We start from the raw sequence: 13,807 nt of genomic DNA, 5'->3' as shown, positions 1-13,807 counted from the left end.
GAAGAGGTCACACCCGTTCCCATGCCGAACACGGTCGTTAAGCTCTTCAGCGCCGATGGTAGTTGGAGGCTTCCTCCTGCAAGAGTAGGACGTTGCCGGGCGATAAAGTACAATCCAAGCGGATTGTACTTTTTTATTTGCACAAAGGATAACGCACAAGGCGCGAAGAGCAATAGGGTTTAAAAAAGTGTCCATAGCTGTGACGCTTGCTATCGCTGCTTCAGGGGTGATTCAAAGTTCTTTTCGATTTATTGAGGGGGGGTTTTCTCCATGAAAAAGGTTTAGATAAAAGCTAGTTCGGTTAAAGTGATGATACGTGGAAACATCTTCAATTTTAAAGGAGGAGTAAAATGACATTGCAAAAGGAACTCCAACTGTTGAAAGAGCAAAGATGTGAAGAAGGTTGCTTGACGATTTATTTGAATACCGACCAATCAAACCAGGACCAGAAAAAAGGAGAATGGAAAATTCGTCTCAAAAATGGCTTGAAAAAACTTGAAGAATATATTCAAGTTAGTGACGACCGGTACCTGAATGACTATAGAAAAATAAAAAAACAGGTGACGAGCGCCGTGCATGATCTGCAAACAGAAATGCCAAGAAGTGTGGTTGTTATTGCTTCTGCTGATGGAAATTGGGTATTGAAAAAATTGAACGTCAATGTTGAAAATCAATTTCATTGGGAAAAGCACCCCGTCTTGGATCAGCTCTACCATATTCAAGAAACCTTCCCACGTTCAGGCGTAGTCCTGATTCAAAAGAAAGAGGTCACGATCATTGAGACAAGCCTAGCAGAAGTAGAAAGTGAAGTGAGCTATCAATGGGATGTCGAAGATGAAGATTGGAAACAATATGAGGGTCTTGCTTCCAGAGACAGAATGGCCTCTGGCGCGACGCATCGCGACCAAGTCGACCAACGCTTTGAAGCGAATCAGGCAAGGTGGTATAAGCAGCTGGCGGCGATCGTTCAAAAACAAGCAAAAAAACAGAGCTGGAGCAAATTATATTTAGTCGGGCCCCCGGAATTATTGCAGGAATTTGAACAGCATATTACTTATAAGCATATTGATAGAGTAAAGAAAAATTTCACCAATGTGAAGCCGCACGAAGTGGTCAGTGAAGTACTGGCTTCTTAACATAGGACAGCGTAGAGGATGACCCCCACTGTTTTTCAACGTGGCGTTATCCTCTATCGTCGTTAAAAAAGTCGATACATACACGAAACAACTGTTATCAATCGAAGAGGAATGGCTATACTAATAAAAAGCAGATAAGTTGCACTTTTTGGAAAGAACGATTATAATGTTTTTAAAGTCAAAGATAGTCAAAGTCAAAAATGGGAAGGGGGACACTCTATGAGGAATATATCCGATCTCATTGAAGAATATCTGAAAGCGACAATAAAAAAAAGTGGAGACGACTTGCTGGAAATTAAACGGAGCGAAATTGCCAAAAAGTTTCAATGTGTACCTTCACAAATCAATTATGTGATTCAAACACGATTTACTGTTGAAAAAGGATATTTAGTAGAAAGTAAACGAGGTGGTGGCGGATATATTCGGATCATTAAAATCAGTCCCCATGACCATGTTGATTTGTTTGATCAAATGATTGATATTATCGGTCAGAAGGTCGATCAAAATACGGCCGAGAATATTATTATCCGCTTATATGAGGAACAGGCTGTAACAAAGCGCGAAGCTACGTTGATGATCAGTGCCGTTGACCGGATGCATTATCAGGCGAATGTTTCTCATCGCGATGAGGTGCGTGCCAATATTTTAAAGGCGATGCTAAAAACGTTAAAGTATAAAGAAGCATAGCAGGGAGGGGGAAAAAATGCTTTGTCAGGAATGTAATCAACGAAAAGCGAGCCTTCATTTCACAAAAATTATCAATGGCGAGAAGACGGAGTTCCACATATGTGAGCAATGTGCGAAGGAAAAAGGAGAGCAGTTTCCTGGTACAAACAGCTTTTCCATCCATCAATTGTTATCAGGACTTTTGCATTTTGAGCAGCCGTTACAAACAGGGCAAGGCCAGGTCCAAAGTGTGCGGGAACTTGTATGCGACAAGTGTGAAATGACTTATGAGCAGTTCACCCGCGTTGGGCGTTTTGGCTGTGCCCATTGTTACAAGAGCTTTGAAGCGAAGCTTGATCCGATTTTAAAACGGGTCCACAGCGGAAATCAGGCTCATGCCGGCAAAATTCCGCAGCGAATTGGCGGCGGCATTCAATTACAGCGAAAAATTGACGCCCTGAAGCAGGAGCTTAAGCAATATATTGAAAAAGAAGAGTTTGAAAAAGCAGCTGAACTTCGTGATGAAATCCGTGCATTAGAACAACGAAATGATAAAAAGGAGGGATAGTAAGAGATGTCACTCCAAGATTTTATTTCCGAAGCGCTCAGCCCATGGACGAAGAAAGCCGGACCTGACTCAGATATCGTCTTAAGCAGCCGCATTAGACTTGCGAGAAATCTGGAGGAATATAAATTTCCTCTTCTTGCCTCGATGGAAGAATCCTATGCAGTTTCGAAGCATATCGGCGAGGCTCTGACTCAACAGGAGTTTCAGGAAGTCGGCCCGCTTGAACTCGTCCGGATGGATGAATTAAAGACGAATGAAAAACGTGTCCTCGTGGAGAAGCATTTAATCAGTCCGCATTTGGCCGACCAATCAAAGTATGGAGCCGTGTTGCTGGATAAAGAGGAAGCCGTCAGCATTATGGTCAATGAGGAAGATCACTTACGCATTCAATGCTTATGGCCGGGATTTCAGCTTGAGAAAGGGCTTCAGACGGCCAATGCGATTGATGATTGGATAGAAGGGTTATTGACATATGCTTTTGACGAGAAGCGCGGCTACTTGACAAGCTGCCCGACGAATGTCGGTACGGGATTACGGGCATCGGTGATGATGCATTTACCGGCGCTTGCGATGACGCAGCAATTAAACCGGATTTTGCCCGCTATTAATCAATTAGGGCTTGTTGTTAGAGGAATTTACGGTGAAGGTAGCGAAGCATTAGGTAATCTCTTTCAAATATCGAACCAGATTACGCTTGGAAAATCTGAAGAAGATATCGTCGAGGACTTGCGTGGAGTCGTGCTGCAATTAATTCAGCAGGAGCGAGCTGCGCGCAATATGCTGCTTGATCATTCCCGCCTGCAGCTGGAGGATCGGGTCAGCCGCTCGTACGGCATTCTGTGCCACAGCCGCTTAATCGAGTCAAAAGAGGCGACCCAGCGATTATCAGATGTTAGACTGGGAATTGACTTAGGGTTGATTCAAGGGCTGAGCGCGACGATTTTGAATGAGCTGATGATCTTAACCCAGCCGGGCTTTCTCCAGCAATATGCCGGGGATGTCCTATCTTCAAACCAGCGTGATGAAAGAAGAGCTACATTAATCAGAGAGAGAATGAAACTGGAACAGGAAAAACACGATTAATCCATGGAGGTGAACGTCAATGATGTTTGGACGTTTTACAGAACGAGCACAGAAGGTATTGGCATTAGCTCAAGAAGAGGCTGTTCGATTAGGCCATAATAATATTGGTACTGAGCATATTTTGTTAGGCTTGATCCGTGAAGGGGAAGGGATTGCCGCGAAGGCCCTTCAGGCGCTCAGTCTTGGTTCCGATAAGATTCAAAATGAAGTAGAATCGTTAATCGGCAAAGGCCAGGAAGGTTCAAAAACGATTCATTACACGCCACGGGCGAAAAAAGTGATTGAGCTTTCAATGGATGAAGCGAGAAAGCTTGGTCATTCGTATGTTGGAACAGAGCACATTCTTCTTGGATTAATTCGTGAAGGAGAAGGCGTTGCTGCCCGGGTGCTTAACAATCTCGGAGTCAGCCTTAATAAAGCTCGTCAGCAAGTCTTGCAGCTTTTAGGAAGCAATGAAGTTGGCAGCTCATCGCAACAGAGCGGGGGAAACAGCCATGCCAATACTCCTACATTGGATAGTCTGGCCCGTGATCTAACAGCGGTTGCTCGCGAAGAAGCGCTTGATCCCGTGATCGGACGAAGCAAGGAAATCGAACGTGTCATTCAAGTGTTAAGCCGACGGACGAAAAACAATCCGGTATTAATTGGTGAGCCGGGCGTCGGGAAAACGGCGATTGCCGAAGGGCTTGCATTGGCGATTATCGCCAACGAAGTACCGGAAACATTGCGCAACAAGCGCGTCATGACACTTGATATGGGAACGGTCGTTGCCGGTACTAAGTACCGCGGTGAATTCGAGGATCGGCTGAAAAAAGTCATGGATGAAATCCGTCAGGCCGGGAATGTCATCCTCTTTATTGACGAACTGCACACCTTAATTGGAGCAGGTGGAGCCGAGGGTGCGATTGATGCGTCAAATATTTTAAAGCCGTCGCTAGCCAGAGGTGAGCTGCAATGTATCGGGGCAACCACACTGGATGAATATCGTAAATATATTGAAAAAGATGCAGCACTTGAGCGCCGCTTCCAGCCGATTCAGGTAAATGAGCCGACGCTTGAGGAGTCGATTCAAATTTTAAAAGGGCTGCGTGACCGTTATGAAGCACATCACCGTGTCACGATTACCGATGATGCGATCGAAGAAGCGGTTAAACTGTCAGATCGCTATATCTCTGACCGCTTTCTCCCCGATAAAGCGATTGATTTAATTGATGAGGCGGGATCAAAAGTCCGGTTGCGGTCTTACACAGCGCCGCCGAATTTGAAAGAGCTTGAAGGACGCTTGGAAGAAACTCGCAAAGAAAAAGATGCGGCTGTCCAAAGTCAGGAATTTGAGAAGGCGGCATCGCTAAGGGATTCCGAACAGAGACTTCGCGAAGAACTGGAAGAAATGAAGAATGAATGGAAGAAGCAGCAGGGACAAGAGAATACAGAGGTTACGGTTGACGATATTGCCCAGGTTGTCGCCAGCTGGACTGGAATTCCGGTTTCAAAACTGGCTGAAGAAGAAACAGACCGTCTGTTGAAAATGGAAGAAATTCTTCATGAGCGCGTCGTCGGTCAGGAGGAAGCTGTTAAATCGATTTCCAAGGCGGTTCGTCGGGCTCGTGCTGGACTAAAGGATCCGAAACGTCCAATTGGCTCCTTTATTTTCCTCGGACCGACCGGGGTGGGGAAGACGGAATTGGCTCGTGCCGTTGCCGAGACGCTATTCGGTGATGAAGATTCCGTCATTCGGATTGATATGTCCGAGTATATGGAGAAGCATGCGACAAGCCGACTCGTCGGCTCCCCTCCTGGTTATGTCGGTCATGAGGAAGGCGGCCAGCTGACGGAAAAAGTCCGCCGTAAGCCGTACTCCGTCATTCTTTTAGATGAAATTGAAAAGGCGCACCCGGAAGTGTTTAATATTTTGCTACAGGTGCTTGAGGATGGCCGTTTGACTGATTCGAAAGGAAGAACCGTCGACTTCCGCAATACAGCGATTATTATGACGTCAAATGTCGGGGCCAGCACATTGCGTAAAAATAAATTCCTTGGCTTTACGACAGGAACGGATGGCCAGGAATACACCGATATGAAGGATAAAGTGATGGAAGAGTTAAAACGGAGCTTCCGTCCTGAGTTTCTAAACCGTATCGATGAAATTATCGTCTTCCATGCTTTAGAGAAGAAGCATGTCCGGGAAATTATTACGCTGATGGCCGAGCAGCTTAAAGTTCGCTTAGCTGAGCAGGGGATTGAGTTTGAGTTAACAGAAGCCGCCAAGGATAAAATTACCGACATTGGCTATGATCCGGAATATGGCGCGCGGCCATTACGCCGTGCCCTGCAGAAGCAGGTGGAGGACCGTCTTTCCGAAGAGCTCTTAAAAGGAACGATCGTTAAAGGGCAGAAAGCGTTAATTGACGTCAAAGACGGCGAGTTGACGGTTATCACCCGCGAGAATCTCCAAGTGTAAATATAGATTCGCTTATGACTCGAGATAAGGGCTAATAAGCAAGAAAAGCCGAGGGAGAGGCATAATCCCTTGGCTTTTCACCATACATATAGGAGAAACCCTCCCTTGGCTGATATTTCTGCTACAATGAAAGAAGGAAGCATCGTGTACTAGGAGGGCAAGAAGATGGCCAAACGAAAAACAAAATTTGTCTGCCAGGAATGCGGATATGAATCGGCTAAATGGATGGGCAAATGTCCCAGCTGTCAAAGCTGGAACACCATGGTGGAGGAATTTGAACAGTCGGCGCGCCAGGCAAGTCGAAGCTATGTGACTTCCACTGCAACAGGAAACACAAAGCCGCAATCGATCATCTCCATTAAGAGCGACATGGAGACGCGAATCGGGACGAAGATGAAGGAGCTTGACCGGGTACTCGGAGGCGGGGTCGTTCCAGGCTCACTCGTGCTCGTTGGCGGAGACCCGGGCATCGGGAAATCGACTTTGCTGCTTCAGCTTTCGGCAAAGCTGGCAGAAACGGGACAACGGGTGCTCTACATCTCGGGGGAAGAATCAGTGAAACAGACGAAGCTGCGCGCTGACCGGTTGAACTTATCATCGCAGGAGCTGTATGTGTTAGCAGAAACCGATATCGCGTTAATTGAGCGGGCGATTGACGAGGTACAGCCTGTTTTAGTCGTCATCGACTCCATTCAAACTGTCTATCAGGAGGAAATCACGTCAGCGCCGGGAAGTGTGGCCCAGGTGCGGGAATGTACGGCGGCTTTCATGAGAATGGCAAAGACGAGAGGGATCGCGATTTTTATCGTCGGCCATGTTACGAAGCAAGGCTCGATCGCCGGGCCGAAGCTGCTTGAGCATATGGTTGATTCCGTGCTTTACTTTGAAGGTGAACGCCATCACACGTATCGAATTTTGCGCGCTGTAAAAAATAGATTTGGGTCGACAAATGAAATGGGCATTTTTGAAATGAAGGAACTGGGACTGGCGGAAGTCGTCAATCCGTCGGAAATTTTCCTGGAGGAACGGTCCCAGGGGGCGGCCGGTTCGATCGTCGTTGCTTCGATGGAAGGCACGAGACCCGTTCTCGTCGAGCTGCAGGCACTAATTTCACCGACGAGCTTCGGAAATCCAAGAAGGATGGCGACAGGGATTGACCATAACCGGGTATCGCTGTTAATGGCTGTCCTTGAAAAGCGGGTCGGGCTTTTGTTGCAAAACCAGGATGCGTATTTAAACGTTGCCGGCGGGATTCGCCTCGATGAGCCGGCAATTGATTTAGCGATCGCGATCAGCATCGCCTCGAGCTTTCGAAATCAAATTACGAGTCCGACCGATGTCGTCATCGGCGAAATCGGGCTGACAGGGGAAATTAGACGGGTGTCGCGGATTGAACAGCGGGTGCATGAAGCAGCGAAGCTCGGTTTCCAGAGAGCGGTTATTCCAGCACGGAACCTTAGTGGCTGGACTTATCCTGAAGGGATGAAGGTCGTTGGTGTATCGACATTGGAAGAGGCACTACAGGTTGGAATAGGAGGATCATAAATGAGTGAGGAGCAGAGAAGAAATGAATTCATTCAAAGCGTATTAAAGCTGGTCGCGCCGGGAACGCCGCTGCGCGCCGGGATTGACAATGTCCTGAGGGCGAAGACGGGCGGCCTTATTGTCATTGGCTACCACAATGATATGCCGTCGATTGTCGACGGGGGCTTTTTTATCAATTGCGACTTTTCTCCGGCCTACCTTTATGAGCTGGCGAAAATGGATGGGGCGATTATTTTAAGCGATGACGGCAAGAAGATTTTATATGCGAATACGCAGTTAGTCCCGAATAATGGGATTCCATCAAATGAAACGGGCATCCGCCACCGTACCGCAGAGCGTGTCGCTAAGCAGACGGGGAATTTAGTCGTTTCGATTTCGCAGCGGCGTAATGTAATCACGTTGTATCAAGGTGATTACCGCTATTCTTTAAAGGATATCGGCGTGATTTTAACGAAGGCGAATCAGGCGATTCAAACATTGGAAAAATACCGTGCTGTGCTGGACCAGGGCATTACCAATTTAGGGGCGCTCGAATTTGAACAGCTCGTGACGTTTCATGAGGTTACCCAGGTCATCCACCGCGTACAGATGGTCCTGCGGATTAAGCGGGAGATTTTAAACTATGTGAATGAGCTCGGGGATGAAGGTCGGCTGATTACGATGCAATTAAGCGAGCTTGTCGCTGATACTGAAAAAGAAGCCGTTTGGCTCTTGAAGGATTATGTTAAGGACCGCAAGCAAGACGTCAACGAAATTCTGAAGGAACTGACGAAGCTGCAGGCGGAGGAACTGCTTGATGAACACGAGATCGTTAAGGCACTCGGTTACGGGAAAAACATTAATATTCAGGAACAGTCTGTTTCACCGCGTGGATACAGGATCCTTAATCGAATTCCGAGGCTCCCATCGGCCATCATTGAAAATCTGATCGAAAAGTATGACGACTTAACGAGCATTATGTTCGCCAGTACCGAAGAATTGGATGAAGTAGAAGGAATTGGAGAAGCGAGGGCGAAATTGATAAAGGACGGATTAACGCGGATTCAGGAGCAATTGTTCGTTGACCGCCATATTTAGCCGCACTCTTATTGGTTGACTTTTCATTTGAAAAAAAGTACAATAAAAAATTAAAAAAATCAAGAGAAAAAGCGGGTTAGGGCGTTTAAAAAGTATAGAATAATCTTGGAATTTTATGTGAAATCCAGTTTGATAGGTTTTGATATCGAGAACTTGTCTATAATAATAAAAGGAGGTGAATATGGATGTTAAAAGGGATTGTTCAACTTTTCTTCGTTCTTGTAGGAGGAACATTAGGTTTTCTATTCATCCCAGAACTTATCCATATCTTAAATATTGGTAATGTTCCTTCGTGGTTAGACAGTTCTTACGCAGGAGCAGTTATCGGAGCAGTTATCTTATTTATTTCCACTTTTTGGTTGGCTGATTATATTGTCAATGTGATGAAGCTGTTGGAGGAGACGATTGTCCGCGCACCGATTCCCGACGTTTTATTCGGCACAATGGGATTGATTATTGGACTTATTGTCGCCTATTTAATTGGGATCCCATTAAATGCGATTAACATCCCGGTTGTGAGCACGGTCCTCCCGATCTTCGTGACGATTTTTCTTGGCTATTTCGGCTTTCAAATCGGCTTTAAAAAGCGTGATGAGCTGATGAATTTGACGATGCTCACCCGCGGCCTCGGCAAAAAGAAGGAAGAAGAGGAAGCTGATCTGAAAAAGGGAAAACAGCTCAAAATCCTTGATACGAGCGTCATTATCGACGGTCGCATTGCCGATATTTGCAAAACAGGTTTCCTGGAGGGGACATTGGTTATTCCTGAATTTGTGCTGGAAGAACTTCAGCACATTGCAGACTCCTCTGATGTGCTGAAGCGTAACCGCGGTCGACGTGGATTGGATATTCTGAATAAAATTCAAAAAGAACTTCCGGTCAATGTTGAAATCTATGAAGGCGACTTTGAGGATATTTCCGAGGTTGACAGCAAGCTCGTGAAGCTTGCAAAAATCTCTTCGGGTATGGTTGTAACGAATGATTTTAACTTAAATAAAGTATGCGAGCTCCAAGGGGTAGCGGTTTTAAATATTAATGATTTGGCCAACGCGGTAAAGCCCGTTGTGCTTCCGGGCGAAGAACTTAATGTGCAAGTAATCAAGGACGGAAAAGAACAGCACCAGGGTGTTGCCTATTTAGACGACGGAACGATGATTGTTGTCGAAGGGGGACGTGATTATATCGGCAAGCATCTCGATGTAGTGGTAACGAGTGTTCTGCAAACGAGTGCGGGCCGGATGATCTTTGCAAAGCCAAAGCTGTTGGAAAAAGCATTATAATGACACCGTAGCGCTTGCCTTCTTTTTTATAAGAGGAGGGAGGCGCTTCTCTTTTGGCTTGTCAGGGATGTCCAAACCGGCTCTCCTTTTCTCGAAAGATCAGCAAGCATCCTAAATGTTCCGGTTGATTCGGGGGAGATACTTGCAGCGTTTTTCCTGCTTGATACGTTCCTTCTAAGAAAATATATGTAATCGGAAGAGGAACATGCTAAAATAAGAACGATTATGACAGGAGAGAAGAGCATGAAGTACAGTGTAATTATCCCGGCGGCTGGTCAGGGGAAACGAATGAAGGCCGGTAAGAACAAGCAATTTTTAAAGTTGCAGGGCGAGGAAATCATCGTTCATACCGTGCGCTTGTTTGAAAAGGACCCGAATTGCCGTCGCATTGTTGTCGTGGCCAATGCAGAGGAAGTGGCGTTGATGAGGACGATGATGGATAAGAGTCATTTTGAAAAAGTAACGGTCACAGCCGGCGGGGAGGAACGTCAGGATAGCGTCCGCAATGGATTGCAGAGCCTGCTGGAAGACGGGATTATTCTCGTCCATGACGGAGCCCGTCCGTTTGTTGAACAAAAGGTGATAGATGAACTTGTTGAGCAGGCCGGAGAGAGAGGGGCGGCTATCGCCGCCGTCCGGGTGAAGGATACAATAAAACGAGTCGAAGGCGACAGCGTCGTGGAAACGTTAAAGCGCGATGAGCTTTGGGCGGTGCAAACGCCACAGGCTTTCCAGGCAGCGCTGTTACGCGAAGCCCATGCAAAGGCCGAGCAGGCAGGGTTTACAGCTACCGATGATGCGAGTCTGATTGAATGGCTCGGCCAGACGGTCGTGATTGTAGAAGGGAGCTATCATAATCTCAAGCTGACAACGCCGGAGGATATGACAGTAGCTCAATTGATAAGCGAGGAAAGGGAGCGAAACAGATGACGGTAAGAGTTGGACAAGGGTTTGATGTGCACCGGTTAGTGGAGGGGCGCCCGCTCATTTTAGGCGGCGTGACGATCCCGTACGAGAAAGGATTGCTTGGCCATTCCGACGCTGATGTGCTATTACATACAATCTCCGATGCCGCCTTAGGGGCGATTGGCGAAGGGGATATTGGCAAGCATTTTCCTGATACGGATCCCCGCTTTAAGGATGCCGATTCAGCCAAACTGCTGGAGCACGTCTGGGTTCTTGTCAAGGAGCGCGGTTTTACACTGGGTAACCTTGACTGTACGATTATTGCCGAAAGACCAAAAATGGCGCCTCATATCGGAGTGATGCGGGAGCGGATCGCCGGTTTGCTGGAGGCGGAGATCAGCCAGATTAATGTCAAGGCGACGACGACGGAAAAGCTAGGCTTTACCGGCAGAGGTGAGGGAATTGCTGCCCAGGCGGTAATTTTGCTCGAGCGGCACGGAGAGAATTGAACGGCTATGACGATGATGCTAAAATAAAAAAACGAGCATGCAAATATGCTAGAAACGGAAGGTGTTACCAATGGAAAGGGAAGTTCGTGTCAGATTTGCACCAAGTCCAACAGGGCATTTACATATAGGAGGAGCCCGTTCAGCGCTTTTTAATTATTTGCTCGCTAAACGGGAGGGCGGGGCCTTCATTTTGCGAATTGAAGATACCGATCAGGCGCGTAATGTGGAGAGTGCCAAGGAAAAGCTGCTCGACAGCTTGAAGTGGCTTGGGCTTGAATGGGATGAAAGCATTGATGTCGGGGGAGAGTACGGTCCGTACAGCTGTATGGAGCGCATGGATATTTACGAGAGATACATTCAGCAATTGCTTGAAGAGGGAAAAGCATATTATTGCTATATGACGGAGGAAGAGCTTGAAGCGGAGCGCGAGGCGCAGAAGGCCCGTGGAGAAATGCCGAAATACAGCGGCCGCGACCGCGACCTTACGGAGGCCGAGCGTGCTGCTTATGAAGCGAAGGGGCTAAAGCCCGTTGTTCGCTTCCGTGTACCGGAAGGGCAGGTCATCCGGATCAATGATGCTGTGCGCGGTGAAGTATCATTTGAATCAGATGGAATTGGCGATTTTGTCATTGCCCGCAAGGACGGTATTCCGATGTATAATTTCGCCGTCGTGGTGGACGATCATTTGATGAGGATTTCACATGTCATTCGCGGTGAGGAGCATCTGTCAAATACGCCCCGTCAAGTGATGCTGTATCAGGCATTCGGCTGGGAGCCGCCGCAGTTTGCCCATGCGTCGCTCATTTTAAATCCAGATCGTCAGAAGATGAGCAAGCGCGATGAGTCGATCATTCAGTTTGTTGAGCAGTATAAGGAGCTCGGCTATTTGCCGGAAGCGCTCGTGAACTTCCTCGCATTGCTCGGTTGGTCACCGGTCGGAGAAGAGGAAATTTTCTCGATCGAAGAGCTTAGTGCCCAGTTTAGCTTGGAGCGTGTTTCGAAAGCGCCGGCTGTATTTGATACGGATAAGCTTGCCTGGATGAACAACCAGTATATGAAAAAGGCTGATCTTGATACCGTCGTTGCCTTAGCGTTGCCTCATTTGAAGAAAGCAGGCAGAGTTCCTGAGGATCTAAATGAAGAACGATATGAGTGGATCAAGCGCTTAATCGGCCTTTATCAGGAGCAGTTGCAGTACGGCGCTGAAATTGTTGATTTAACAGAGTTGTTCTTTAAGCCGGAAATTGAGTATAATGAGGAAGCAAAAGAAATTTTGGCTGAAGAGCAGGTTCCTGAGGTGCTGGAACATCTGGCCGGGGAACTGGATCAGCTTGACGACTTTGTCGCGGCGAACATCAAAGCGGCGATTAAAGCGACACAGAAGGCTACCGGTCATAAAGGGAAGAAGCTGTTTATGCCGATTCGCGTGGCTGTTACCGGCCAGACGCATGGTCCGGAGCTGCCGGATTCGATTGAAGTATTAGGGAAAGCGGTCGTAAGTGCGAGACTGAGACGTTTGCTAAATCAATAAATCAACGTGTTGAGAGGGAAAAGTAGAAGAGGCAGTGGTTATCCAGAGACAATCACCCTGGCTGAAAGTGATTGAAACCCGCTTCTTTGAAGATGCACCCTTGAGCCTTTTTCTGAAATTATGCGAGAGTAGGAAAAAGCGAGTGGCGTCGTTATCCGCTACAAAGAGCGCGGGGCAGGTATGCCTTGCGATAACAGAGTGGAACCGCGCGCTGCGCCTCTGTGCATGAAAATGCACAGAGGCTTTTTTGTATAAGGGCTCTCTCGTAATACAGCTTTTTTAGGAGAGAGGTCAGCTGAGGATCAGACGGACGGGGAGAGGCTTGTTAGTAGAGAGTAGCTATTGTAAAAGGGGGAAGGAGATCGTGAAAAAGGTTTTCCGCACATTGATGAATGATATTGATGTCGTGCTTGATCAAGACCCGGCGGCAAGAAATCGACTGGAGGTGATTTTCACCTATTCCGGTGTGCATGCCTTATGGGCGCACCGGCTTGCGCATTGGTTGTGGAAACGGTGCCGGATGTATTTTATCGCCCGGGTCATTTCGCAAGTGAGCCGTTTTTTTACAGGTATCGAGATTCATCCCGGAGCTGTCATCGGCCAGCGGCTGTTTATCGATCACGGCATGGGAGTTGTCATCGGGGAGACGTGTGAAATTGGCGACAATGTGACGATCTATCAAGGTGTGACTCTTGGCGGGACGGGAAAAGAAAAAGGCAAGCGCCATCCTACGGTAAAGGATAATGTCTTAATTGCTTCAGGCGCCAAAGTACTAGGATCGTTTACAATTGGAGAGAATGCTCGTATCGGAGCCGGCTCGGTCGTCTTAAAAGAGGTTCCTCCTAATTCCACGGTAGTCGGCATTCCAGGCAAAATTGTTATTCAAGACGGACAGCGGGTTGAACAGACGCTTGACCATCATAATCTTCCTGACCCGATTGCTGATAAATTAAAAGAGCTTGAGGAAGAAATTAAAGCATTGCGCTCGGAAAGAGAATTGCTGAACACTTCATCAAAGGAAAAGCCTTTCGCATAATGTATAGAA

The 13,807-nt window shown here is 47.3% G+C and carries 12 protein-coding genes, 1 rRNA gene and 1 other annotated feature; all 13 genes read left to right on the top strand.

Translation table 11 applies throughout. From position 1 onward, the window contains the following. A 5S ribosomal RNA gene (gene rrf / locus M3202_RS16765) occupies positions 1-101 on the top strand; the annotation flags it as partial. Positions 102-350: 249 nt separating this feature from the next. Continuing rightward, a complete protein-coding gene (locus M3202_RS16760; RefSeq protein WP_251224423.1) occupies positions 351-1,136 on the top strand; it encodes a VLRF1 family aeRF1-type release factor in 786 nt (261 codons plus the stop codon). Between the two features lie 219 nt (positions 1,137-1,355). Next, positions 1,356-1,823: a CtsR family transcriptional regulator gene (locus M3202_RS16755; RefSeq protein WP_251224422.1), complete on the top strand. Its 468-nt coding sequence runs from the start codon at positions 1,356-1,358 to the stop codon at positions 1,821-1,823. 16 nt (positions 1,824-1,839) lie between these two features. Beyond that, positions 1,840-2,370, top strand: a complete 531-nt coding sequence (gene mcsA, locus M3202_RS16750) for a protein-arginine kinase activator protein McsA (RefSeq protein WP_251224421.1) — start codon at positions 1,840-1,842, stop codon at positions 2,368-2,370. 6 nt (positions 2,371-2,376) lie between these two features. Beyond that, complete coding sequence (mcsB, locus tag M3202_RS16745; RefSeq protein WP_251224420.1) at positions 2,377-3,453, top strand: protein-arginine kinase McsB; 1,077 nt, start codon at positions 2,377-2,379, stop codon at positions 3,451-3,453. Positions 3,454-3,472: 19 nt separating this feature from the next. After that, the gene (clpC, locus tag M3202_RS16740) at positions 3,473-5,914 is read left to right on the top strand and encodes an ATP-dependent protease ATP-binding subunit ClpC (protein WP_251224419.1); all 2,442 of its coding nucleotides are present in this window, start codon (positions 3,473-3,475) and stop codon (positions 5,912-5,914) included. 165 nt (positions 5,915-6,079) lie between these two features. Beyond that, entirely contained in the window at positions 6,080-7,459 is a 1,380-nt protein-coding gene (gene radA, locus M3202_RS16735) for a DNA repair protein RadA (protein ID WP_251224418.1), read from the top strand. After that, on the top strand, positions 7,460-8,536 hold the full coding sequence (gene disA / locus M3202_RS16730) for a DNA integrity scanning diadenylate cyclase DisA (RefSeq protein WP_251224417.1): 1,077 nt from the start codon (positions 7,460-7,462) through the stop codon (positions 8,534-8,536). 185 nt (positions 8,537-8,721) lie between these two features. Then, the gene (locus M3202_RS16725) at positions 8,722-9,816 is read left to right on the top strand and encodes a PIN/TRAM domain-containing protein (protein WP_251224416.1); all 1,095 of its coding nucleotides are present in this window, start codon (positions 8,722-8,724) and stop codon (positions 9,814-9,816) included. Positions 9,817-10,059: 243 nt separating this feature from the next. After that, positions 10,060-10,746 carry a 2-C-methyl-D-erythritol 4-phosphate cytidylyltransferase gene (gene ispD, locus M3202_RS16720; RefSeq protein ID WP_251224415.1) on the top strand — a complete coding sequence of 229 codons (687 nt, stop codon included), beginning with the start codon at positions 10,060-10,062 and terminating at the stop codon, positions 10,744-10,746. Further along, positions 10,743-11,231 (top strand): 2-C-methyl-D-erythritol 2,4-cyclodiphosphate synthase, encoded by a 489-nt coding sequence (gene ispF / locus M3202_RS16715; protein ID WP_251224414.1) that lies wholly within the window; start codon positions 10,743-10,745, stop codon positions 11,229-11,231. Before ispD ends, ispF begins: the two co-directional genes overlap by 4 nt. 70 nt (positions 11,232-11,301) lie before the next feature. Continuing rightward, positions 11,302-12,762 carry a glutamate--tRNA ligase gene (gltX, locus tag M3202_RS16710; RefSeq protein WP_251224413.1) on the top strand — a complete coding sequence of 487 codons (1,461 nt, stop codon included), beginning with the start codon at positions 11,302-11,304 and terminating at the stop codon, positions 12,760-12,762. Beyond that, positions 12,763-12,986: a binding site (T-box leader), on the top strand. Positions 12,987-13,150: 164 nt separating this feature from the next. Beyond that, positions 13,151-13,798 carry a serine O-acetyltransferase gene (cysE, locus tag M3202_RS16705; protein WP_251224425.1) on the top strand — a complete coding sequence of 216 codons (648 nt, stop codon included), beginning with the start codon at positions 13,151-13,153 and terminating at the stop codon, positions 13,796-13,798. Positions 13,799-13,807: the final 9 nt, after the last annotated feature.

Source organism: Halalkalibacter oceani, from assembly GCF_023715605.1.
GTDB classification, from domain to species: domain Bacteria; phylum Bacillota; class Bacilli; order Bacillales; family Bacillaceae_D; genus Halalkalibacter; species Halalkalibacter oceani.
This window is presented reverse-complemented; position numbering and strand designations above follow the sequence as displayed.

Excerpts from the sequence above, each read along its gene's own strand:
- M3202_RS16760 (WP_251224423.1), top strand. The coding sequence starts at position 351 with ATGACATTGCAAAAGGAACTCCAACTGTTGAAAGAGCAAAGATGTGAA.
- M3202_RS16755 (WP_251224422.1), top strand. The coding sequence starts at position 1,356 with ATGAGGAATATATCCGATCTCATTGAAGAATATCTGAAAGCGACAATA.
- mcsA (WP_251224421.1), top strand. The coding sequence starts at position 1,840 with ATGCTTTGTCAGGAATGTAATCAACGAAAAGCGAGCCTTCATTTCACA.
- mcsB (WP_251224420.1), top strand. The coding sequence starts at position 2,377 with ATGTCACTCCAAGATTTTATTTCCGAAGCGCTCAGCCCATGGACGAAG.
- clpC (WP_251224419.1), top strand. The coding sequence starts at position 3,473 with ATGATGTTTGGACGTTTTACAGAACGAGCACAGAAGGTATTGGCATTA.
- radA (WP_251224418.1), top strand. The coding sequence starts at position 6,080 with ATGGCCAAACGAAAAACAAAATTTGTCTGCCAGGAATGCGGATATGAA.
- disA (WP_251224417.1), top strand. The coding sequence starts at position 7,460 with ATGAGTGAGGAGCAGAGAAGAAATGAATTCATTCAAAGCGTATTAAAG.
- M3202_RS16725 (WP_251224416.1), top strand. The coding sequence starts at position 8,722 with ATGTTAAAAGGGATTGTTCAACTTTTCTTCGTTCTTGTAGGAGGAACA.
- ispD (WP_251224415.1), top strand. The coding sequence starts at position 10,060 with ATGAAGTACAGTGTAATTATCCCGGCGGCTGGTCAGGGGAAACGAATG.
- ispF (WP_251224414.1), top strand. The coding sequence starts at position 10,743 with ATGACGGTAAGAGTTGGACAAGGGTTTGATGTGCACCGGTTAGTGGAG.
- gltX (WP_251224413.1), top strand. The coding sequence starts at position 11,302 with ATGGAAAGGGAAGTTCGTGTCAGATTTGCACCAAGTCCAACAGGGCAT.
- cysE (WP_251224425.1), top strand. The coding sequence starts at position 13,151 with ATGAATGATATTGATGTCGTGCTTGATCAAGACCCGGCGGCAAGAAAT.